Below are 21,291 nucleotides of genomic sequence, written 5' to 3' on the forward strand. Positions count from 1 at the left end.
CCTCTTAATTCTGTGTTGGTGTGGCGCCGCGGCCCGCCTCGCGGCGCGCCCGGCCCAGCCCGGCGCGCGCGGCGACGAAGTCCGCGGCCTCGTTGATGTAGCGCTCCCCGGTAGGGATGACGCCCGCCGAGGAGAAGATGCCGTGCGCGTAGCCGGGCAGGTGTTCGTGGTAGACGTACGCGCCGGACTTGGCGAGCTTGCCCGCGTAGTCGATGCCCTCGTCGGCGAGCGGGTCGTTGTCGACGGTGAGGACGTAGCTGTCCGGCAGCCCGGCCGGCAGCTCGTGGAGCAGCGGGCTGATGTCGCGTGCGGTGCGGTCGACGCCCTCGGGCAGGAAGCTGTCCGAGAAGAACCCCACCGTCTCGGTGGTCATGGGGAAGCCCCGCTCGAGGCGGCGCTTCGAGGGGTTCTCCGCGCCGCCGCGCGACGCGTCGACCGCCGGGTAGATGAGCACCTGGCTGTCCAGCGGGACGGCGTCCCCTCCCGCGGCGGCCGCCGCGGCGAGCTCGTTGGTAAGCACCGCGGCGAGCGTCCCGCCGGCCGAGTCGCCGCCCAGGCTCACCGACGTGACCTTCAGGCCGTGCTCGGCCGAGTGGTCGAGGAACCAGGCGAGCCCCGCCCGGGAGTCCTCGATCGCCGCCGGGTAGGGGTGCTCGGGCGCGAGCCGGTAGCTGATCGCCGCGACCGGCAGCCCGGTACGCGCCGCCCAGCGGTTCGCGATCGGGTGGTGGGTGTCGACGTCGCCCATCACCCAGCCGCCGCCGTGGAAGAAGAACACCCCCGGCGTGGGATTATCGGCCTCGATCTCGGGGCGCGGGTCGTAGACCCGCACGACGAACTCGCCCCGGTCGAAGTCGCGCCACCGCGGCGCGGGCAGGGTGGGGTCCTCGCGCAGCGGCGCGTCGACGGCGATCTTCGCGAACGCGGCGCGCAGCTCGTCGAGCGGGAACTGGTGGTAGGAGCGCGAGCCGTGCTGCCGGAAGAACTCCAGCGGGCCCGCGGCGTCCTCGGCGACGGGGCGGCCGGTGTGCTCGTCGGCGCCGGGCAGCAGCCGGATCGGCGTGGTGCCCGGGCCGGGCGCGGCGCTCGGGTCTGTCATCGGGCGGCGTCTTCCTTAAGGTAGGGCGAGAAGTCGTGCGGGTTGACGAGGTCCTCGTACTCGCGCACGGTGCCCGACCACATCGTCGTCACGCGCCCGGCGGAGTTCTTGTACCAGGAGGAACAGCTGCCCGAGTAGGCCACGCCCTCGAGGTCCTTCTGGGTCTTCTCCACGAAGTCGTGGACGGTCTTCGCGCCGACCTCGAGGGGCGTCTCGGGGTGCGCGACGGCCCGCTCGACGGCGTCGGCGACGTAGCGGTTCTGCGGCTCGAGCATGAGGATGACCGAGTGGTGGTTGAGCGCCGTGTTCGGCCCGAAGAGCACGAACATGTTGGGGAAGCCGTCGACGGCGATCCCGAGGTAGGCCTCGGGGCTGTCGCCCCACCGCTCGTCGAGCTCGATGCCGTCGCGCCCGACGACGCTCGTCGACCCCTGGGAGCGCTGCGTCTGGAAGCCGGTGCCGTAGACGATGACGTCGAACTCGTGCTCCACGCCGTCGGCGGTGCGCACGCCCTTGGGCGTAATCTCCTCGATGGGGCTGGTCTCGAGGTCGACGTTGTCCCGGTTGAAGGTCGGGTAGAAGTCGTTCGAGCGCAGGATGCGCTTGCAGCCGAACTCGTAGTCGGGAACGAACTTCTCCTGCAGCTCCGGGTCGTCGATCTGGGAGCGCATGTGGTCGATCGCGATGCCCGCGCTCTTCTCCGCGAGCTCGGTGCCCTTCTTGACCCGGGAGAACTCCGCCTCGCGGGTCTCGAAGATCTCGTCGCGCAGCTTCATGAACGTCTCGGGGCGCTCCTCGTGCTCGCGGAGCTCCTCCTCGGAGAAGATCACCGGGTCGCGCGGCATGATGTAGTTCGCGCTGCGCTGGAAGACCGTGAGGTTCGATGCGACCTTCGCGACCTCGGGGACGTACTGGATCGCCGACGCCGCCGCCCCGATCGAGGCGACCCGCTTGCCGGCCAGGTCGACGGAGTGGTCCCAGCGCGACGAGTGGAACGAGTCGCCCTCGAAGCTCTCGACCCCGGGGAAGTCGGGGATCTTCGGCACGCCGAGCTGCCCGAAGCCCAACACCAGCGCGCGGGCCCTGTAGGTCTCGCCCGACTCGGTGGCGACGTACCAGGCGCGGTCCTCCTCGCTCCACTCGGCGCGGCTCACTGCCTGGCCGTAGCGGATGAACCGCTCGAGCCCGAAGTGCTCGGCGAAGTCGTTGAGGTAGCCGATCATCTCGTCCTGCCCGGCGTAGAGCCGGGTGGCCTTGACCATCGGGTAGTAGCTGAAGCAGTACGTCGGCGTGGGCGTGTCGCACGCGGCGCCGGGGTAGGTGTTGTCGCGCCACACCCCGCCGAGCCGGTCGGACTTCTCGAGGACGAGGAAGTTCTCCCGCCCGGAGCGCAGGAACTCGGCCGCCTGGCCCAGCCCGCTGAAGCCGGCGCCGACGATGAGCGCGTCGAGGGTCGTGGTGGGGGTCGTGGAGGTCGTGTCGGTCATGTGGTGGGAAAGCCTCTCGGTGTCGTGGGGCGTGGGGCGGGCCGCGGCGACGCCGCGGCCACGCGGCCGGGCGGCGCGCCCCGGCCACGTGGGCGGGCTCGGGGCGCGCGGTCCCGGCGTCGCCTACCTAGTCGAAGTGGATGATCTGGCGCAGCGCCTTGGCCTGGGAGAGCGTGTCCATCGCCTCGTTGATCTCGTCGAGGGTGATCGAGGAGGAGATGAGCTTCTCCGCGTCGAGGCGGCCCTCGCGCCACAGCTGCTCGTAGCGGGGGATGTCGTTCTCGGGGATCGCGGAACCGAGGTAGCTGCCGACGAGCCGGCGGGCCTGCGCGGTGAGCTGGAAGGGCTTGATCTCCAGGGTGGCGTCGGGGTGGGGCAGGCCGATCGTGCACGTCGTCTGGCCCGGCGCGGTGATGTCCCACGCGGTCTTTAAGGCCGAGGGGTGGCCCACCGCCTCGAGCACCGCGTCGGCGCGCACGCCCTCCTCGACGGCCTCCTCGGGGCTGTAGACCTTCGTGCAGCCGAAGTCGAGGGCCTGCTTGCGCTTCTCCTCGGAGAGGTCGACGCCGATGAGCTCCTTGATGCCGAGCGCCTTGGCGACGAGCACGGCGGCCATGCCGACGCCGCCGAGGCCGACGACGGCGACGGAGTCCTCGGGGCCGGGCTTAAGAACGTTGAGCAGCGCCCCGCCGCCGGTGAGGAACGCGCAGCCGAAGACGCAGGCGATCGCGGGCGGCACGTCCTTGCCGATCTTGACGACGGAGTGCCGGTCGACGACCGCGCCGGTGGCGAACGCGGAGACGCCGATGAAGTGGTCGACGGTCTCGTCGCCGCGCTTGAGGTGGCGGGTGCCGCGCAGCAGGGTGCCGTTGGCGTTGGAGACGCCGCCCTTCTCGCAGGGGAAGCGGCCGCCGCCGCGGCAGCCCTTGCACTCCCCGCAGCGCGGCTGGAAGGTCATGACGACGTGGTCGCCCACCTCGAGGTCGTCGACGCCGGGCCCGAGCTCCTCGACGACGCCGGTGGCCTCGTGGCCGAGCAGCAGGGGCAGCTCGCGGGGGCGGTCGTTGTTGACGACGGAGAGGTCGGAGTGGCACACCCCGGCCGCGGTCATCCGCACGAAGATCTCGTCCTCGCCCGGCGCCTCCACCGACAGCTCGGAGACGGCGAGCGGCTTGGACTCGGCGTAGGGCTGGGCGGCGCCCTGGGTCTCGAGGACGGCGCCGCGAATGGTGCGCCGGCCGGCGTCGTCGGGTGCGAGCGCTTGGGTCATGATGCAAACCTCCTGAGATTGTTTCTGTTATGCGACTCACGGTAGCAATCAAAAGAAGTGTGCGCCATCCCGACTAGTGAAAATGCATTCCTCTTTTTGCGGGAAAATAATTCCGGGCCGCGCCCGGCGGCTCTCCGCGGCCGGCCCCTGGCACGAAAAAAGCGGGGCCCGGCGTGGTGCCGGGCCCCGCGGGAATCGAGGCGTTGAGCCTTGGGAGTGCTACTTGCGCGCGGCGGCGTAGCGCTCGGCGGCGTCGTCCCAGTTGAAGACGTTCCACACGGCCTTCACGTAGTCGGCCTTGACGTTGTAGTACTGCAGGTAGTAGGCGTGCTCCCACATGTCGAGCAGGAGGATCGGGGCCAGGTCGATGCTCAGCTGGCCCTGCTGGTCGGTCATCTGCTCGACGACGAGGCGCTCGCCGATCTTGTCGTAGCCGAGCACCGCCCAGCCGGAGCCCTGCAGGCCCAGCGCCGCGGAGGTGAACTGGTCCTGGAACTTCTCGAACGAGCCGAAGTCGCGGTCGATCGCCTCGCCGAGCTCGCCGGTGGGCTTCCCGCCGCCGTTCGGGGAGAGGTTCTTCCAGAAGATCGAGTGGTTGGTGTGCCCGCCGAGGTTGAACGCGAGGTTCTTCGACAGCGCCCGGATCTGGTCCGGGTTGGTGCCCTCCTCGCGGGCCTTCTCCAGCGCCTCCAGGGCGGCGTTGGCGCCCTGGACGTAGGTGTTGTGGTGCTTGTCGTGGTGGATGCGCATGATCTCGCCGGAGATGTGCGGCTCGAGCGCGTCGTAGTCGTAGGGCAGGTCGGGCAGCTCGTAGACGGCCATCGCTCTACCAGTCCTTCCTAAGGTTGCTTGAGGCGCCGCCGCCGAAAAGCCCGGCGGCGGGTCGAACAGGTCTGGATCGCCCGGCAGTGTGCGTTGGGCGGTTGCCGGCCGCCGGTAACTGCGGCGGCCGCGTGCCCCCGGGGCGCTCGTACCCGCCCCGGATCGTCAGGGTTAATCCGCGCGATCCTTGGCCGCGATTATAACGTGAGCGGCGGCTCGCATACGTGAGATAGCGCACGTCAATAGCGGCGCCTCACTTCCCTTTTCGAAGGGAGGGGCGCCGGCGCGCGTCCCGGGCCGCCGGTCGGCGAGCGCGGGGTACGAGTCCCGCTGACCTGTTCTCTGCCTCAAGATGGAAGGACTGCCCGATCCCGGCGGCCCGGGCGCCGACGAGGCACGTCTGGCGTGCGCTCGCCCGAAGTATAGGCATGGAAACGGAGAGACCGCAACTTATAAGTTCGTCTACCCGAACTTCTCGGGCGCGGGCGCGGCGGCGCGCCCGGGGGCGCTCGCGGCTAGGGATAGGTCCCGGCCCCGGTAGGTTTAAGGGGCACAACCCGCGCAGCGTTCGATTGGAAAGGTGGCACGACCGCACATGAAGGTCCTCATCACAGGGGGCGCCGGCTTCATCGGGAGCACGGTGGGCTCCGCGCTCATCGACCACGGCCACGAGGTCGTCGTCCTCGACGACTTCTCCACGGGCCGGGAGGAGTTCACCGAGGGACGCCCCACCTACCGCGGGGACATCGCCGACCGGGCGGTCGTCGACCGCATCTTCGCCGAGCACCCGGACATCGAGGCGACCCTGCACTGCGCGGCGAAGATCGTCGTGCCCGAGTCGGTGGCCGACCCGATCGGCTACTACCGCAACAACGTCTCCGGCACCCTGGAGCTCGCCGACGCGCTTCTCGCCAACGGCTGCACGAAGCTGCTGTTCTCCAGCTCGGCGTCGATCTACGCCGTGCCCGAGGACTTCACCGTCGACGAGGACTCCCCGCTCGCGCCGACGAGCCCGTACGCGCGCACGAAGGCCGTCGTCGAGGCGATGCTCCAGGACGTCGCCCGCGGCACCGACCTCACCGTCGTGTCGCTGCGCTACTTCAACCCCATCGGCTCCGACCCGAAGCGGCGCACCGGCCTGCAGCTGAAGTACCCCTCGCACGCCCTGGGCAAGCTCATCGAGGCGCGCAACGCCGGCGAGGCCTTCACGGTCACCGGCGCCGACTACCCGACCCGCGACGGCTCCGGGATCCGCGACTACATCCACGTCTGGGACCTCGCCGACGCGCACGTCCGCGCGCTGGAGAACTTCCCCGCGGCGCTCGTCGGGGAGGACAGCGCGGTCATCAACTTAGGCACCGGCTCCGGCACGACCGTCTTCGAGCTCGTCGAGGCCTTCAACGAGGTCACCGGCGAGAAGCTCGAGACCGTCGTCGGCCCGCCGCGCCCCGGCGACCAGGCCGGCTCCTACACCCGCAGCTCGCGGGCCAAGGAACGCCTCGGCTGGGAGGCGAAGCACACCATCGCCGAGGGCATCCGCGACACGCTCGCCTGGTTCGACGTGCGCGGCGAGAAGCTCCCCGACCTCGCGGACTAACCAACACCGCCCGGGCCCACGGCCGCCGCGCCGGCCGCGGGCCCCACGAGTCGGCCCCCGGTCGCTGGGTAAATCCCGCGGCCGGGGGCCGTCGCGTCTACAGGGGCGCGCCCGGGAAGGCCGGGCGCGCCGCCTGGGGGCGTCTTACTCGCCCATCTTCACGAGCACCTTGACAGTGGACTCGGTGTCGTTGATGAGGCGGTCGAAGCCCTCCTCGACGATGTTCTCGGGCTCGATGCGGGCGCTGATGAGCGGGCTGACGTCCATGCCGGCCTCGTTGATGAGGCGGATGGACTCGTCGTAGTCCTCGCCGGTGTAGCCCATCGTGCCGCCGATGGACTTCATGCCCTTGTTGAGCAGGTCGCCGTCCACCTCGATCTTCTTGTTGTGCAGCGCGACGATCTGCAGGTGCCCGCCGGGCTTGAGCACCTCGAGGAGCTGCCCGACCACCGGGCCGACACCGGTGCACTCGATGGCGACGTCGGCGCCCTTGCCGTCGCTGACCTTGTCGACGAGCTCGCCGAGGTCGTCACTCGTCGGGTCGATGACGTGGTCGGCGAAGCCCGCGGACTGGGCGGTCTCGCGGCGGGTGGTCGACGGCTCGGAGACGATGACCGTCGCGCCGCGCGCCCCGAGGATCGCCGCGGCGAAGAGCCCGACCGGACCGGCGCCGCCGACGACGGCGACGTCGCCCTCGCCCGCGCCCGCGGTGCGCACCGCGTTGGTCGCCACGGACATCGGCTCGATCATCGCGGCCTGCTCGAGCGGCATGTCGCCGACGCGGAAGGCGTTGGCGGCCGGGATGTTGAGCCGCTGCTGGAGGCCGCCCTCGCTGCGGCTCAGGCCGAAGCCGGTGATGTTCTTGCACAGGTTGGTGCGGCCCTCCTGACAGGGCGCGCACTCCCCGCAGGAGACCGGGTCGAGCACGGCGACCGCGTCGCCCTCGGAAAGACCCTCGACCCCGGAGCCGACCTTGGTGACGGTCCCGGAGAACTCGTGGCCGAATGTGATGGGAAGGGTCGCGCCGCTGATCGGGTTGGCCTTATCCGCCGTCGGCACCGAGCCGCGCGGGCCCTCCTGGTAGATGTGCAGGTCGCTGCCGCAGATACCGACCCAGGCGACCTCGACCTGGACCTCGCCCTCGGCGGGATCGCCGGGCTCGTCGATGTCCTCGACGCGGAGGTCTTCCTTACCGTAGAACCGAACTGCCTTCATCTCGCGCTCCTTTAATGAATATTGTTGTCATATTCGGAACTGGGTTTCTCACGCCCAATTACCAAACATACGCGCCGCTTCCACGAGGATTTCAAGAAGGCATTAACGACAACATTTATCACTAAAAGAGGGCGGCGGCAGGCGGCCTTCGGGTCGCGGCGGCGGCGTCGCCGTAGACTCACGAGGGACGCGACCCGCGCGGGCGCGGCCCGCCCGCGCCGACCGAGACGAGAAGGAGGGCGAGCGCCCGTTGAGCACCACCCGCGACCTGCCCCGCGCCCGGGGCCTCGACGACGAGGAAGCCGTCGCCGAGGCGGCCCGCCGGCTCGCCCAAACGGCGCTGGCCGAGGACCTCCTGCCCGGCGGGGACCCCACCTCAGCCGCGATCCCCGCAGGCCACGAGGCCTCAGGCGTCATCGCGGCGCGCTCCGGCGGGGTGGTCAGCGGCCTCGAGGTCGTGCCCGCCGTGCTCGCCGCGGCCGCCGAGGAGCCCGTCGCGGGCCTGCTGCCCGGCGCGGGGCGCCTCTCCTGGTCCCCCGCGGCCGCCAACGGCGACGAGCTCGCTGCCGGCGCCGCGGTCGGCACGCTCTCCGGCCCCACGGCCGCGCTGCTCTCCGTCGAGCGAACCGTCCTCAACGCGCTCACCCACCTCTCCGGGGTGGCGAGCTACACCCACTCCTGGGTGGCCCGCGCCGCCGACGCGGCCAGTCAGGCGGGGGTGGCCCGGCCCGCGATCCGCGACTCGCGCAAGACCCTTCCCGGGCTGCGGCTCCTCGAGAAGCGCGCCGTCGCCCACGGCGGGGGCAGCCCGCACCGCTTCAACCTCTCCGACCAGGCGATGGTCAAGGACAACCACGTCGCCGGCGCCGGCGGCGTCGTCGAGGCGCTTACCCGGGTGCGCGCCGCCCACCCGGGCCTGTGGTGCGAGGTCGAGGTCGACTCGCTCTCGCAGCTCGAGGAGGTCCTCGGCCACGAGCCCGACCAGGTGCTGCTCGACAACTTCTCCCCCGCCGAAGTCGCCCGCGCCGTCGCGCTGCGCGACGAGAAGGCCCCCGGCGTGCCCCTCGAGGCCTCCGGCGGGATCGCGCTGGAGACGCTCGCGGGCTTCGCGGCCACCGGCGTCGACTCCATCGCCGCCGGGGCGCTCACCCACAGCGCGCCCGCGCTAGACCTCGGCCTCGACCTCGGCTAGCTCGGTCACAAAGCCGGTGACGTGCGGCCGGGCCGGCCGGCCGCGCCGCGGCGGGCGCCAGGCCAAAAGCTCCACGTCCTCGCCGGCGGGTGCCACGCGCGCGGCGACGGTGCCGGGCATCGGCACGGGCGCGCCGAACTCGACGCGCCAGCGGTGCGGGCGCTTCAAGGCCGCGCCGCCCATCGACGCGAGCCGCGAGGCGAGGTTCATGCCGTGGACAATGGGCTGGCGCATCCCCCCGAGCCTGGCCGCGGCGCGGCTTAGGTGGATGGGGTTCCAGTCCCCGGAGGCGCGCGCGTACTCGCGGTTGTCCCGGGGCCCAAAGCCGATCGTCGCGGTCGGCTCGGGCGGGACGAACTCGGGGCGCTCGGGCCGGTCCGGGTGGCCGGCGAGCCACACCCCGCGCGCGAGGTACTCCGCGGTCTCTCTGAACACCCGGCGCCCGGCCTGGTAAATCTCGGCGCGGGCGACGACGACGGTGCCGGCGTGGTGCTCCTCGAGGCGCTCCAAAAGCGCCACGCCGTGAAGCTCCTCGCCCGGGCACACCGGCTCCTCGAGGGTGGCCTCGTTGCTTAAGTGCACGATCCCCGCGGCGGGGAACGGCGCGTCCGGGCGGGTGAGCAGCCACGTCACCAGCGGGAAGACGAGCGCGTGGAGATAGCCGGGGTGCAGGGCGTCGGAGACGCCCGCGCCGACCGCGCGGCTGAACGCGGCGTGGCGCGCGGGGTCGACGCTCAGCGGCGCGTGGGCGCTCTGCCGGCGGAACTCGCCGCGCCGCTTCCCGGCGAGCTGCCGGGCGGCGGCGATCGCGAGCGCCCCCGGTCCTGGCGGGCGGGACAGCTCGGTGTGGTCCATGGGTTCGTGGCCTCCGATTCCTTAAATTGGGTCGTCGTGTCGGTCGGTCTCCCGCCTGCCGGCGAGCGCACCGAGGGGCGGGGCGCGGCCTCTCCCTAACGGCCGACGGGGTTGTCGCCGCAGACGCGCAGCGTCTCGCCGCGCAGGCCGGTGGCCTCCGGGGCGGCGAGGAAGCCCACGGCCTCGGCGACGTCGAGGGGCAGCCCACCCTGCGCGAGGCTGTTGACCCGGCGCGCGATCTCCCGCTTGGGCTGGGGGATCGCCGCGGTCATGTCGGTCTCGATGAAGCCGGGGGCGACGGCGTTGGCGGTGGCCCCCTCCCCGAGGCTCGCCGCGAGCGCCGCGACGAACGAGCTCACCGCGGCCTTGGTGTAGGCGTAGTTCGCCTGACCGGCGTTGCCCGCGATCCCCGAGGTCGAGGACAGCCCCACGAGGCGAACGTCCGGGGCGAGCAGCCCCGCCTCGGCGAGCCCCGCGGTGAGCGCGAGCGGGGCCTCGATGTTGACGTCGACGACGTCGGACCACTCCTTCTCACTCATCCGCGCGATCGAGCGGTCCCGGGTGAGCCCCGCGTTGTGGACGACGACGCCGAGGTTCTTCGCGCCGGCGGGCAGCGCCTCGGCGACCTGGCGGGCGGCAGCCGGGTCGGTGACGCTCGCCTGGACGGGGGTGGCGCCGATCTCGTTGGCGAGGGCGGCGAGCCCCTCCCCGGCGGCGGGCAGGTCGAGGACCACGAGCTCGGCGCCGAGCCTACGCAGCACCCGGGCGATCTCCGCGCCGATGCCGCGGGCCGCGCCCGTCACGAGCGCGAACTCCCCGTCGAGGGGCTTCTCGGGGTCGGCGGACGCGCGGCCCGGCGCGGCGACGCGGATGCGCTGCCCGGAGACGAACGCCGAGCGCGCGGAGAGCAGGAAGTCCACGGCGGCGCCCACCGCGGGCGCGTCGAGCGGCACGCCGTCGGCGACGAGCACCTGGTTCGCGGTCGAGCCGTGGCGGGCCTCCTTCGCGGCTGTGCGCACGAAGCCCTCGACGCCGCCGAGCGCGGCCGCCCGGGCGAGCGCCGCGGCCCGGTCGGGGGTCCCCTCGCTTAAGGGAGCGGGCTCGCGGGTGAGCGCGACGACCCGGCCGCCGCGCGCGAGGCGCACGAACGCCTGGGGCAGCCCGGCGATGAGGTCCTTCATGTCGCGGGGCCGCTCGAGGTCGTCTGCGACGACGACGATCGCCCCGACGGGGCCGTCGCGCAGCGTCTCGACGTGGCGGTGGACCTCGGCGCCGCCGTCGACGAGGCGCTGGGCGAGGCCCTCCGCGGCCGCGCTGCGGCCGAGGAGAACCACGGGCCCGGGCACGGGCCCGGGGCGATCGGCAAGCCGGGGCAGCTCGGTGGGCACGGGCAGGCCGAGCCGCTTCGCGAGCAGCCCGCCGGGCGGGGTCGAGGCGAGGTAATCATAGGTGCTCGTGTGGGTCATCTCGTGGCGCCTTCCTAGGCGAGAGCTCGTCTCGCCGTCGTTCGCGATCAGAGTGGGTCCTGGTTGCTCGTGCCCGCGGCGGGCCTTAGGCCGCGGAGCGCAGCAGAGCGACGGCGCCCTGGCCGCCGGCGGCGCACACGGAGATCAGCCCCAGGGCGCCGGGGCCGCGCTGGTAGAGCGCCTTGGCCAGCGTCGGGAGGATGCGCGCGCCCGTCGCGGCGAAGGGGTGGCCGGCGGCGATCGAGGAGCCGTGGACGTTGAGGCGCTCCTCCTCGATGGGGCCGAGCGCCCCGTCGAGGCCGAGGCGCTCGCGGCAGAACTCGTCGGAGGCCCACGCCTTCGTCGTCATCGCGACGGTGCCGGCGAAGGCCTCGTGGATCTCGACGAGGTCGATGTCCGCGAGCGAGACGTCGTTGCGCTCAAGGAGGCGGGGCAGCGCGAAGATCGGCGCGGAGAGCAGGTCCGCGCCGCGCACGAAGTCGACCGCGGCGGTCTGCACGTCGACGACGTGCGCGAGTACTCGAAGCCCGCGCTTCTCGGCCCACTCGTCGCTGGCGAGCAGCACGCTCGCGGCGCCGTCGGTCATGGGCGTGGAGTTCCCGGCGGTCATCGTGCCGTTCTCCCCGCCGAAGGCGGGCTTGAGGCGCGCGAGCTTCTCCATGGAGGTCTCGCGGAGGTTCTCGTCGCGCGAGAGGCCCTGGAAGCTCGTCGCGAGGTCCGAGAAGAAGCCCTCGTCCCACGCGCGGGCGAGGCGCTCGTGCGAGCGCAGCGCGATGGCGTCCTGCTCCTCGCGGGTGATGCCCCACCGCTCGTTGGAGAGCGCCTGGTGCTCGCCCATCGACAGCCCAGTGCGCGGCTCCCCGCCGCCCGGCGCGGCCGGCAGGAGGTCCCGGGGCCGGAGCCCGGCGATCGCGCGGGCGCGGTCGCCGGCGGAGCGCGCGGCGCCGAGCCGGTGGGCGGCCCGCCGCATCCCGGGGGAGGCCTCGAGCGGCGCGCCGGAGACCGAGTCGGAGCCGGCGGCGACGCCGACGTCGATTTGGCCGAGCGCGATCTTGTTGCCCACCAGGGTGGCGGCCTCGAGGCTCGTGGCGCAGGCGCGCTGCACGTCGACGGCGGGGGTGGCGGGGTCGAGCGCGGAGCCGATGACGGACTCGCGGGTGAGGTTGAAGTCCCTCGAGCTCTTGATGACCGCGCCGCCGGCGACCTCGTCGAGGCGCTCGCCGGCGAGCCCGAAGCGGGCGGCGAGCCCGTCGAGCGCGGCGGTGAGGAGGTCCTGGTTGCCGACGTTTCGGTAGGCCTTATACGCCCGGCCGAAGGGGACGCGGTTGCCGCCGAGGATCGCGACGCGTGGGCTCATCCCTCTGTGGTCCTTTCCGCTCGGTCCGCGGGCTTCCCCCGCGGATGTTTTGTGAGTTAGAAGTTTTTCTCCATGTATTGTGAGTTATAGCACTTATCAACATTGCTTGCTACGGTGCACGCCACACCACCCCGACCGAGGAGGCTGAACCGATCATGACCCTTCGTCACCGACCGCAGGCCGAGGCCCGACCCGACCAGGCGCGCCCCGAGCGGGGCCTCGACGTCGAGGCGCTGCGCGGGCTGCTCGACGGGCGCTGGCGAGAGAGGCGCGAGGCGACCCGCGAGATCGCCGCGCGCCCCGAGTTCCGCCGGCCCGCCGCCGCGAGTATCGCCGAGCACCGCGCCCAGACCCTCGCCGCGCTCCCGCTCGTCGCGGAGCTCGCCGGGGAGGGCTGGCCGCTCGACCTCTCGCGCGAGGCCCCGGTCGGCCCGGACGACCTCGGCACCAACCTCGCCCACTCGCAGGAGCTCATCGCCGCCGACGCCTCGCTCCAGGTCAAGGCGGGCGTGCAGTGGGGGCTCTACGCCGAGACGATCCACCGGCTCGGCACCGAGCGCCACGAGGAGGCCTACCGGAGCGCCCACCGCCTCGAGACGCTCGGCTGCTTCGCGATGACCGAGTGGGGCCACGGCTCCGACGTCGCCTCGCTCGCGACGACCGCGACCTTCGACGGGGAGGCAGGCGAGTTCGTCGTCGACACCCCCACCGCCGCGGCCGCGAAGCGCTTCCTCGGCAACGCCGCCGAGGACGCCACCTCGGCGGTGGTGTTCGCCAAGCTCGTCACCCGCGGCATCGACCACGGCGTCCACGCCCTCATCGTGCCCATCCGCGACGAGCACGGCGCCCCGCTGCCCGGCGTGGAGATCACCGACGACGGGGCCAAGGCCGGGCTCAACGGCGTCGACAACGGCCAGCTGTCCTTTAACCGAGTACGCGTCCCGCGCGAGAACCTCCTCAACCAGTACGGCGACGTCGACGAGGAGGGTCGCTACCACTCCCCCATCGAGTCCCCGGGCCGGCGCTTCTTCACGATGATCGCCTCGCTCGTCCAGGGCCGGATCATGCTCTCGGGCTCGGCTCTTAACGCCGCGCAGTTCGGGCTCGGCATCGCGACGACCTACGCGCTCGAGCGGCGCCAGTTCTCCAAGCCCCGCGGCGGCGGGGAGACCGCGATCATGGACTACCAGGCCCACCAGCACCGCCTGCTTCCCCTGTTCGCAAAGACGATCGCCGCCACCCTCGCCGCCCGCGAGCTCGAGGAGCTCTTCGCCGAGACCTTCGCCGCCCAGGAGCGCGACGACGACAAGGTCAGCCGCGTGGAGACGGCGGCTGCCGGGCTCAAGCCGTACGCGACGTGGCTCGCACTCGACGCGCTCCAGGAGTGCCGCGAGGCGCTCGGCGGGGCGGGCTTCATCGCCGCCAACCGGGTCGCCCAGCTGCGCCAGGACATCGACGTCTTCGCCACCTTCGAGGGCGACAACACTGTCCTGCGCCAGCTCGCCGGCAAGCGCATCCTTGAGGACCACGCCCGCGCGCTCACCGGCGGCGGGGCCGCCTCGGTGGGCGCGCTCGTCGCCAGCCGCGCCCGGGCGCTTCTTGCCCGCCACACCCCGATCCCCCGGCTCGCGGGGCTCGCCGCGAGCGGCGGGAAGGACCTCGGCGGGCGCGCCCGGCTCGCCGAGCGGGAGGTCCAGGCCGGCCTGCTCGCGAGGCGGGCGCACGAGGCGACCGAGTCGCTCGTGCTCGCGCTGCGCTCCGCGGGCCGCGACAAGGCGCTGCGCAACGAGAAGGTCGCCTTCGAGCACCAGGTCGAGCTCCTCGAGGCCGCCGAGGCCCACACCCACGTCGCGCTCGAGGAGGCCTTCGCCCGGGGCATCGAGCGCCTGCCCGAGGGCGAGACCCGCCGGGTCGCCGAGGAGCTGCGCTCCCTCTTCGCGCTCGCCACCATCGAGGAGCACGCCGGCTGGTACCTCTCCCACGGCTACCTCTCCCCCACCCAGGGCCGCGCGCTGCCGGGGCTCGTGCGCGAACACTACCCCAGGCTGCGCCCCCACCTCTCCGACATCGTCGCGGCCTTCGGCTACGACCGGCGGCACTGGGCCGCGCCCGCCGTCGACGGCTCGGAGGACGAGCGCCACGCCGAGCAGGAGGAGCACGCCGCGCGCTCCCGGGCGAGCGCCGCGGGGCCGGTCACCGAGCGGGAGCTGCGCGCCGCGGCCCGGCGCGCGAAGCGCCGCTAAAGGCTCAGGTCCCGGCTAACGCCGGGGCCCGGGAGGATTCCACTCAGCGTGGATCGATGCCTTCCCCGCCGACTAGACCGCATGGTCCAGTTGGGGAATGACTGAGATCACGCTGCACTGGTTTCTCCCCACCTACGGCGACTCCCGAAACATCATGGCCGGCGGCCACGGCAGCGGGCTCGAGGCGGGCCCCCGGGAGCCCTCCCTGGCCTACCTCAAGCAGATCGCGCTCGCCGCGGAGACCAACGGTTTTGAGTCCATGCTCGTGCCCACCGGGCAGTGGTGTAACGACGCGTGGGTCGCCTCGAGCGCGCTCATCCCCGAGACCTCGAGGCTGAAGTTCCTGATCGCCTTCCGCCCCGGGATCATCAACCCGGTGCTCATCGGGCAGCAGACCCAGACCTTCCAGGACCTCTCGAAGGGCCGGCTGCTGCTCAACGTCGTCATCGGCGGGGAGGACTCCGAGCAGCTGACCTTCGGCGACGACACGACGAAGATCCAGCGCTACGAGCGCGCCGACGAGGCGCTAGAGATCACCTCGCACCTGTGGCGGGAGAACACCCCGCTCGACTACGAGGGCGAGTACTACCAAACCCGCGGCAGCCAGCTCGCGCGCCTACCCTACGCGGTGCCGCCGATCTACTTCGGCGGGTCCTCTAAGAAGGGCATCGAGGTCGCGGGCAAGCACTCGGACGTCTATCTCACGTGGGGCGAGCCGCTGCCGGCGGTCTCGGAGAAGCTCTCCCGCGTCGCGGCGGCCGCCAAGGCCGCGGGGCGCGACGAGAGCGAGCTCGAGTACGGCATCCGGCTGCACGTCATCTCCCGGGAGACCGAGGACGAAGCGTGGGCGGAGGCCCAGCGCCTCCTCGACGGCGTCGACGAGGAGAAGGTCCGCGAGATTCAGAAGAAGCTCGCGACCTCCCAGTCGGAGGGGCAGCGCCGCATGACCGAGCTGCACAACCAGGGCTCGGGCTTCAAGACCGGAGACGACGCCCGCTCGCTGGAGATCGCGCCGAACCTCTGGGCCGGGGTGGGGCTCATCCGCGGCGGCGCGGGCACCGCTCTGGTGGGCTCCCACCGGCAGGTCGCCGAGCGCATCGCCGAGTACCGCGAGGCGGGGCTCAAGCACGTCGTGCTCTCCGGCTACCCGCACCTCGAGGAGACCTACGCCGTCGGCGAGGGCGTCGTCCCCGAGCTGCAGCGGCTCGGCTATTCCGTGACCAACCACCCGGACGCCGCGGATAATGGAGCCCATGACAACGACTGATCTTTCGCTCTACGACGATGTGCTCAGTCTCTTAACCGAGCTCATCGGCAACGCCTGCGTCAACGACCTCACCGCCGACTCCGGCGAGGAGTACCGCAACGTCGAGACGCTCGAGCAGTTCTTCTCCCCCGTCGCCGACGAGGTCGAGTTCCAGCACTTCGAGCCGCACCCGGGCCGCCAGTCCCTCGCGGTGACGGTCCCGGGACGCGAGCCCGAGGCCGCCGAGCCGCTGACCTTCCTCGGCCACATCGACGTCGTGCCCGTCAGCGAGGAGCAGTGGACGAAGAAGCCCTTCGCCGCGGAGATCGCCGACGGGAAGCTCTACGGCCGCGGCTCGGTCGACATGCTCTTCATCACCGCGACGATGGCGGGCGTGACCCGCGCGGTGGCGCGGCTCCCGAAGGACCAGCGGCCGCGCGGCACGCTCACCTTCGTCGCGCTTGCCGACGAGGAGGCCCGCGGCGGGCTCGGCGCGAAGTGGCTCTCGGAGAACGAGCCGGACGCGTTCAGCTGGAAGAACGCGCTCTCCGAGACCGGCGGCGGGCACCTGCCCATCGCGAAGCTCGCGGGCCACGACCGCGACGCCGTGGTCATCAACGTCGGGGAGAAGGGTGCCGGCCAGCGGCGCATCCACGTCTCCGGGGACGCCGGGCACGGCTCCACCCCCCGGGGCAAGCGCTCGACGGTCGCGCTGCTCGGCGAGGTGGCCCGCCGCATCGACGCCATCGAGCCGAAGGTCACCGACAACGACTACTGGCAGGGCTTCGTGCGCGCCTTCGGCTTCGACGAGGAGACCGAGCGAGCGCTGCTCGAGGGCACCGACCGGGACGCCTACGAGCGCTTCGGCCCGCTCGCCGCATACGCGGACGCGTTCTCGCACTTAACGATCGCGCAGACGGTGGCGCGCGCCGGCGGGCCGATCAACGTTTTGCCCTCGAGCGGCTACCTCGAGCTCGACATCCGCCCGCTGCCCGGGCAGACCCAGGACGACATCGACGAGGTGTTGAAGGCCGGCCTCGGGGACCTCGCCGACGAGGTGGAGATCGAGCACCTCATCACCGAGCCCGCCTCCGAGTCGCCCGCGGAGGGCCCGCTGTGGGACGCCATCGTCGAGACCGTCCACGAGACCTTCCCCGACGCCGAGGTCGTGCCCGTGCTCGCGACCGGCGGCTCGGACCTGCGCTTCGCGCGCCGGCTCGGCGGGGTGGGCTACGGCTTCGCGCTCCACGGCGGCGGCCGCACCCTCGCCGAGGTCAACGGGCAGCTCCACTCCCACGACGAGCACCTCTACCTCGAAGATCTCGAGCTCACCGTCGGCGCGTACGCCCGGCTCACGGCCCGGTTCCTCGACACCCCGCCGCTGGCCTAACACCCCTCGCGACCCGGCGCGCCTCCGGGCCGTGCGAGTCGCCCGCCTCGTTAGTGACGAGGATCACAGTTTTCCGGGCGGCCACTTCCCCGCTCCCGCTGCAGTGTCGTAGCACACAGTGATGTGATGTAGACGACACATTTTCAGCGACCCGCGGGCCGCCCTGCGCGCCCGGGAAAGGAAGCGGGATGGCAGCATCCACCGACTTCGAGCCGAAGAGCGCGACGGTCGACGGCACCGAGATCACCTTCTACGACTCCGGCGACGAGCACGGCCGCCCCGGCGACACCGTGGTCCTCGTCCACGGCACCGGCGGCACCGCGAGGTCGCACTTCGGCTTCCTCTACCCGGTGCTCGCCACGAAGCAGCGCACCATCGCCGTCGACTGGGCGCAGACCAGCGAGGGTGCAGGCGACCTCACCGTCGAGGCGCTCGCCGGGCAGGTCGCCGGCGTCATCGAGCGCGCCGCCCCCGGCGGCAAGGTCGTGCTGCTCGGCTACTCGCTCGGCGCGGTCGTCGCGGCGCAGCTCGCCGCGGCCCGCCCCGACCTCGTCGGCCGGCTCGTGCTCGTCGCCGGCTGGCAGAAGACCGACATCCAGCAGATCCTGCGCAACGACACGTGGTGGGCGCTGCGCAAGGCCGACACCACCGGGCTGCAGCGCTTCACAGGCTTCTGCGTCTACAGCGGCGCGTTCCTCACCGGCCAGCCCAAAGAGCAGCTCGAGGAGGCCCTCGGGCGGATCTCCTTCGGGTCCTTCGGCGACCAGCAGATGGACCTCAACCGCCGGGTGGACATCACGGAGCTCACCCCGACCATCGAACAGCCCACGCTCATCGTCTCGGGCACCGCGGACATCATGGTGCCCGCCCACCACCAGCGCGCGCTGTTCGGCTCGATCCCCAACTCCCGGCTCGCCGACGTCGACTCCGGCCACGGGATCGTCCACGAGCGCCCCGCGGAGCTCAGCCACCACGTGCAGCGCTTCATCGACGACCCCGAACGCCACCCGGCCGGCACGATCATCCCCCGACCCGGGTCCTAACGACCCCCGCGCCCGCCCGGCCACCCGGGCCGGGTGCCGCACCCTCCTAGGAGGACGACCCCATGACCACCAGCCCGACCACGACGACCACGACCACCACGACACTCATCGTCGGCGCCGGATTCGGCGGCCTGGCGCTCGGCGCGCTGCTCAAGCGGCGCGGCGAGGACGACTTCACCATCATCGAGCGCGCCGACGAGGTCGGCGGCACGTGGCGCGACAACCGCTACCCCGGCGCCGCCTGCGACATCCCCTCCCACCTCTACTCGTTCTCGTTCCGGCCGAACCCCGACTGGTCGCACGTGTTCTCCCCCGGCCCGGAGATCCTCGACTACCTCAAGGAGACCGCCCGCGAGGAGGGCCTCTACGAGCACGTCGTCTTCGACGCGCCGATGGAGCGCGCCTGGTGGGTGCCCGAGGAGGCCCGCTGGCACGTCGCCACCCCCGCGGGCGAGTTCGTCGCGCAGTTCCTCGTCACCGCGACCGGGCACTTGAGCGACCCGAAACTGCCCGACATCCCGGGGCTGGAGAGCTTCACCGGGGAGGTCTTCCACTCCGCGCGGTGGGACCAGGACGCCGACCTCTCGGGCAAGCGGGTCGCCGTCGTCGGCACGGGCGCCTCGGCGATCCAGATCGTCCCCGAGATCGCCAAGGTCGCCGGCTCCTTGACGGTCTTCCAGCGCACCCCGGCGTGGATCGGGCCGCGCGTCGAGGACTCCTACTCGCAGCAGGAGAAGACGCTCTTTAGGCGCGACCCCGCGACGATGAAGAGCCTGCGCGACCGGCTGTTCTGGAACAACGAGCGCACCTTCGCGGCCCGGCGCGGGATCCCCGAGTTCCTCGAGGAGGGCCGCGGCCAGGCGCTCGATCACCTGCGCCGCCAGGTGCCCGACCCCGAGCTGCGCGAGAAGCTCACCCCCAACTACGAGCTGGGCTGCAAGCGCCGGCTCATGAGCAACACCTTCTATCCGGCGCTGCAGCAGCCCAACGTGGAGCTCGAGGCCTCGGCGCTCGAGTCGGTCGAGGGCTCGACGCTTAAGGCCGCCTCTGGCGAGACCTACGAGGCCGACGTCATCGTTTTCGCCACCGGCTTCGAGATCACCGAGCCGCCCTACGCGGCCCTCGTGGAGAACGCCGCCGGCGAGACGCTCGCCGACCAGTGGTCGCGCCGCGGGATGCAGGCCTTCCACAGCACGACGGTGGCGAACTTCCCCAACCTGTTCTCCATCAACGGGCCGAACACGTCGCTGGGCCACAACTCGATCGTCCACATCATCGAGTCGCAGGCGGCGTTCGTCCTCGGGGCGCTCGACCACATCAGGGCCCAGGGCGCGGAGGTCATCACGACGCGGGAGGACGCCGAGTCGGCCTACGTCGACGAGATCGACGAGCACGCCATGGGCACCGTGTGGCTCGAGGGCAACTGCGACTCGTGGTACGTCGATCCGCGCAGCGGGAAGCTCACGACGATCTGGCCGGACTTCGCCTACGCGTTCCGCGACGAGAACGGCGAGTTCGACCCGGAGGGCTACGAGTTCGCGCCCGCGCCGGCGGCGAGCGCCGCCTCCTAGCGCCGGCCGCTACTACCTAGCGCCGCAGCCCCCGGCTCAGACGCCTCAGGCCCCGCCCGGTCATCCTGCCGGGCGGGGCCTGGTCGTGCGTTGACCGGCCCCGCGGCGCGGGGCCGGCGCCCGGCGCGGCGCCGGGCGGGTGGCGCTAGTTGTCCTCGGAGCGCTTGGCCTCGGCCTTGCGCTTCTTCTTGCGGTCCTTCTTCGCCTTCTTCTTGTCCTTGAGGAAGAAGAGGGCCAGGCCGATGGCGAGCAGCCAGCTGTCCTTGGCGAGCGTGACGCCCTTGGCGCTCGGGCGGATCCCGTCGTCCTGGGTCATCTCGTCGTTGCGGAAGTACATGGTGAGCATGCCGGCCGAGAAGGCGGTGAGCCCGAGGCCGGCGAGCCGGTTGGAGACGACCGGGGTAAGGAGCGCGCCGCCCAGGCCGAGCTCACCGTAGGCGAGCACCTTGCCGAAGACCGTCGGGTCGAGGTCCGCGACCTGGGGAACCCCGGTCTTGGCCATCTCTTGCAGGCCCTCGTAGCCCTTCTTAGGAAGATCCTTCTTGCCCCAGCCGGACTGGAGCAGGAAGGCGCCGGCGGTGCCGCGAAGGATGAGCGCGGGCAGGGACATAATCAATCAGTCCTCTCGTTCGTCGTCGCCGGGGAGGCGCCCCTCGAGGGGCGCCTCCCCGGCTTTCTTAAAGCCTCCTTATCAAGGCTAGCGCCGCCCGGCGCACCCCGCCACGACCCGCGGGCCGGCCCCCGCCGCGCGTCGGGCTGGCGCCACCCCCCGAAAGTTCATTGCATTGGACTTTTAAGATTCTTACGACATATCTTTCTCTCGTGGCCGCCCGGCGCGGGCGGGACCCGAGCGGAGAGGAGCGTGCGTTGACCGCGAAGGACGAGGCGCCGGGCAGGGGCCCGGCGCCGGTCGTGGAGATCCCGCCGGAGGAGTCGCCGAGGGTCGTGTACTTCTCCAGCGCGAGCGAGAACACCCGCCGCTTCGTCGAGAAGATCGGCATCCCGGCCGCGCGCATCCCGCTGCGCCCCAAGGTCGAGGGCATGATCCGGGTCTCGCGCCCGTTCGTGCTCATCCTGCCCACCTACGGCGGCGGCTCCCGGCGCCGCGCCGTGCCGAAGCAGGTCATCGCGTTCCTCAACGACGAGACCAACCGCTCGCTCATCCGCGGGGTGATCACCAGCGGGAACCGCAACTTCGGCGCCGACTACTGCATCGCCGGGCCGATCGTCGCCGCGAAGTGCGGCGTACCGGAGCTCTACCGCTTCGAGCTGCTCGGCACGAGCCGCGACGTCGAGCGGGTGCGCAACGGCATCGAGCGCTTCTTCGCCGAGGGCGCCCCCGGCGCGAGCTAGCGCCCCAAGACTCTCCCCCAACAGACCCCACGTCCCACCTGCCGCCTCGGCTCGGCGCCGCGGCCGCAGGCGGGGCGACCTCACA

Annotated in this window: 17 protein-coding genes; 8 read left to right on the forward strand and 9 right to left on the reverse strand. The window is 71.9% G+C overall.

Going from position 1 to position 21,291, the window contains the following annotated elements; all coding sequences use genetic code 11:
- Positions 1-4 precede the first annotated feature (4 nt).
- The 4 genes from HMPREF9719_RS08680 to HMPREF9719_RS08695 form a co-directional block, all read right to left on the reverse strand.
- Positions 5-1,099: an alpha/beta hydrolase gene (locus HMPREF9719_RS08680; RefSeq protein WP_004601620.1), complete on the reverse strand. Its 1,095-nt coding sequence runs from the start codon at positions 1,097-1,099 to the stop codon at positions 5-7.
- The gene (locus tag HMPREF9719_RS08685) at positions 1,096-2,586 is read right to left on the reverse strand and encodes a flavin-containing monooxygenase (RefSeq protein ID WP_004601621.1); all 1,491 of its coding nucleotides are present in this window, start codon (positions 2,584-2,586) and stop codon (positions 1,096-1,098) included. Before HMPREF9719_RS08685 ends, HMPREF9719_RS08680 begins: the two co-directional genes overlap by 4 nt.
- 127 nt (positions 2,587-2,713) lie before the next feature.
- Positions 2,714-3,856: a zinc-binding dehydrogenase gene (locus tag HMPREF9719_RS08690; RefSeq protein WP_004601622.1), complete on the reverse strand. Its 1,143-nt coding sequence runs from the start codon at positions 3,854-3,856 to the stop codon at positions 2,714-2,716.
- A gap of 219 nt (positions 3,857-4,075) precedes the next feature.
- A complete protein-coding gene (locus HMPREF9719_RS08695; RefSeq protein WP_004601623.1) occupies positions 4,076-4,678 on the reverse strand; it encodes a superoxide dismutase in 603 nt (200 codons plus the stop codon).
- Between the two features lie 595 nt (positions 4,679-5,273).
- On the opposite strand from HMPREF9719_RS08695, the gene galE reads away from it, so the two are divergent.
- Positions 5,274-6,275: a UDP-glucose 4-epimerase GalE gene (gene galE, locus HMPREF9719_RS08700; protein ID WP_004601624.1), complete on the forward strand. Its 1,002-nt coding sequence runs from the start codon at positions 5,274-5,276 to the stop codon at positions 6,273-6,275.
- 144 nt (positions 6,276-6,419) lie between these two features.
- Here galE and HMPREF9719_RS08705 read toward each other — a convergent pair whose 3' ends face one another.
- A complete protein-coding gene (locus HMPREF9719_RS08705) occupies positions 6,420-7,490 on the reverse strand; it encodes a 2,3-butanediol dehydrogenase (protein WP_004601625.1) in 1,071 nt (356 codons plus the stop codon).
- Between the two features lie 250 nt (positions 7,491-7,740).
- Between HMPREF9719_RS08705 and nadC the strand changes: the two genes are divergently transcribed.
- Entirely contained in the window at positions 7,741-8,682 is a 942-nt protein-coding gene (gene nadC / locus HMPREF9719_RS08710) for a carboxylating nicotinate-nucleotide diphosphorylase (RefSeq protein ID WP_004601626.1), read from the forward strand.
- Here the strand turns inward: nadC and HMPREF9719_RS08715 are convergent.
- From HMPREF9719_RS08715 to HMPREF9719_RS08725, 3 genes are all read right to left on the reverse strand, one after another.
- Positions 8,656-9,537, reverse strand: coding sequence for a MaoC family dehydratase (locus HMPREF9719_RS08715; RefSeq protein WP_004601627.1), 882 nt, complete (start codon positions 9,535-9,537; stop codon positions 8,656-8,658). The two genes, nadC and HMPREF9719_RS08715, sit on opposite strands and share 27 nt — an antisense overlap.
- A 95-nt stretch (positions 9,538-9,632) precedes the next feature.
- Positions 9,633-11,003 (reverse strand): 3-oxoacyl-ACP reductase, encoded by a 1,371-nt coding sequence (locus HMPREF9719_RS08720; RefSeq protein ID WP_004601628.1) that lies wholly within the window; start codon positions 11,001-11,003, stop codon positions 9,633-9,635.
- Positions 11,004-11,088: 85 nt separating this feature from the next.
- Complete coding sequence (locus tag HMPREF9719_RS08725; protein WP_004601629.1) at positions 11,089-12,360, reverse strand: acetyl-CoA C-acetyltransferase; 1,272 nt, start codon at positions 12,358-12,360, stop codon at positions 11,089-11,091.
- 155 nt (positions 12,361-12,515) lie between these two features.
- Between HMPREF9719_RS08725 and HMPREF9719_RS08730 the strand changes: the two genes are divergently transcribed.
- The 5 genes from HMPREF9719_RS08730 to HMPREF9719_RS08750 all read left to right on the forward strand — a co-directional run bounded on the left by HMPREF9719_RS08730 (position 12,516) and on the right by HMPREF9719_RS08750 (position 19,853).
- Entirely contained in the window at positions 12,516-14,603 is a 2,088-nt protein-coding gene (locus HMPREF9719_RS08730) for an acyl-CoA dehydrogenase family protein (RefSeq protein WP_004601630.1), read from the forward strand.
- Positions 14,604-14,700: 97 nt separating this feature from the next.
- Positions 14,701-15,870, forward strand: a complete 1,170-nt coding sequence (locus HMPREF9719_RS08735) for an LLM class flavin-dependent oxidoreductase (RefSeq protein ID WP_004601631.1) — start codon at positions 14,701-14,703, stop codon at positions 15,868-15,870.
- Entirely contained in the window at positions 15,848-17,239 is a 1,392-nt protein-coding gene (locus HMPREF9719_RS08740) for a M20/M25/M40 family metallo-hydrolase (RefSeq protein WP_004601632.1), read from the forward strand. Before HMPREF9719_RS08735 ends, HMPREF9719_RS08740 begins: the two co-directional genes overlap by 23 nt.
- Before the next feature lie 188 nt (positions 17,240-17,427).
- Positions 17,428-18,282 (forward strand): alpha/beta fold hydrolase, encoded by an 855-nt coding sequence (locus HMPREF9719_RS08745; RefSeq protein WP_004601633.1) that lies wholly within the window; start codon positions 17,428-17,430, stop codon positions 18,280-18,282.
- 62 nt (positions 18,283-18,344) lie between these two features.
- Positions 18,345-19,853: a flavin-containing monooxygenase gene (locus HMPREF9719_RS08750; RefSeq protein WP_004601634.1), complete on the forward strand. Its 1,509-nt coding sequence runs from the start codon at positions 18,345-18,347 to the stop codon at positions 19,851-19,853.
- A 145-nt stretch (positions 19,854-19,998) separates the two neighbouring features.
- Here the strand turns inward: HMPREF9719_RS08750 and HMPREF9719_RS08755 are convergent, their stop codons facing one another.
- Positions 19,999-20,463, reverse strand: coding sequence for a hypothetical protein (locus tag HMPREF9719_RS08755; RefSeq protein ID WP_004601635.1), 465 nt, complete (start codon positions 20,461-20,463; stop codon positions 19,999-20,001).
- A gap of 257 nt (positions 20,464-20,720) precedes the next feature.
- On the opposite strand from HMPREF9719_RS08755, the gene nrdI reads away from it, so the two are divergent.
- On the forward strand, positions 20,721-21,206 hold the full coding sequence (gene nrdI, locus HMPREF9719_RS08760; RefSeq protein ID WP_004601636.1) for a class Ib ribonucleoside-diphosphate reductase assembly flavoprotein NrdI: 486 nt from the start codon (positions 20,721-20,723) through the stop codon (positions 21,204-21,206).
- Positions 21,207-21,291 lie beyond the last annotated feature (85 nt).

The sequence above is a fragment of the Corynebacterium otitidis ATCC 51513 genome (assembly GCF_000296405.1).
Classification (GTDB): domain Bacteria; phylum Actinomycetota; class Actinomycetes; order Mycobacteriales; family Mycobacteriaceae; genus Corynebacterium; species Corynebacterium otitidis.

What these genes read in the sequence shown, in the direction of transcription:
- HMPREF9719_RS08680 (WP_004601620.1), bottom strand. Translation starts at nt 1,099, where the DNA reads ATGACAGACCCGAGCGCCGCGCCCGGCCCGGGCACCACGCCGATCCGG.
- HMPREF9719_RS08725 (WP_004601629.1), bottom strand. Translation starts at nt 12,360, where the DNA reads ATGAGCCCACGCGTCGCGATCCTCGGCGGCAACCGCGTCCCCTTCGGC.
- HMPREF9719_RS08720 (WP_004601628.1), bottom strand. Translation starts at nt 11,003, where the DNA reads ATGACCCACACGAGCACCTATGATTACCTCGCCTCGACCCCGCCCGGC.
- HMPREF9719_RS08730 (WP_004601630.1), top strand. Translation starts at nt 12,516, where the DNA reads ATGACCCTTCGTCACCGACCGCAGGCCGAGGCCCGACCCGACCAGGCG.
- HMPREF9719_RS08690 (WP_004601622.1), bottom strand. Translation starts at nt 3,856, where the DNA reads ATGACCCAAGCGCTCGCACCCGACGACGCCGGCCGGCGCACCATTCGC.
- HMPREF9719_RS08715 (WP_004601627.1), bottom strand. Translation starts at nt 9,537, where the DNA reads ATGGACCACACCGAGCTGTCCCGCCCGCCAGGACCGGGGGCGCTCGCG.
- HMPREF9719_RS08685 (WP_004601621.1), bottom strand. Translation starts at nt 2,586, where the DNA reads ATGACCGACACGACCTCCACGACCCCCACCACGACCCTCGACGCGCTC.
- HMPREF9719_RS08755 (WP_004601635.1), bottom strand. Translation starts at nt 20,463, where the DNA reads ATGTCCCTGCCCGCGCTCATCCTTCGCGGCACCGCCGGCGCCTTCCTG.
- HMPREF9719_RS08750 (WP_004601634.1), top strand. Translation starts at nt 18,345, where the DNA reads ATGACCACCAGCCCGACCACGACGACCACGACCACCACGACACTCATC.
- HMPREF9719_RS08705 (WP_004601625.1), bottom strand. Translation starts at nt 7,490, where the DNA reads ATGAAGGCAGTTCGGTTCTACGGTAAGGAAGACCTCCGCGTCGAGGAC.
- HMPREF9719_RS08740 (WP_004601632.1), top strand. Translation starts at nt 15,848, where the DNA reads ATGGAGCCCATGACAACGACTGATCTTTCGCTCTACGACGATGTGCTC.
- HMPREF9719_RS08745 (WP_004601633.1), top strand. Translation starts at nt 17,428, where the DNA reads ATGGCAGCATCCACCGACTTCGAGCCGAAGAGCGCGACGGTCGACGGC.
- HMPREF9719_RS08735 (WP_004601631.1), top strand. Translation starts at nt 14,701, where the DNA reads ATGACTGAGATCACGCTGCACTGGTTTCTCCCCACCTACGGCGACTCC.
- HMPREF9719_RS08695 (WP_004601623.1), bottom strand. Translation starts at nt 4,678, where the DNA reads ATGGCCGTCTACGAGCTGCCCGACCTGCCCTACGACTACGACGCGCTC.
- galE (WP_004601624.1), top strand. Translation starts at nt 5,274, where the DNA reads ATGAAGGTCCTCATCACAGGGGGCGCCGGCTTCATCGGGAGCACGGTG.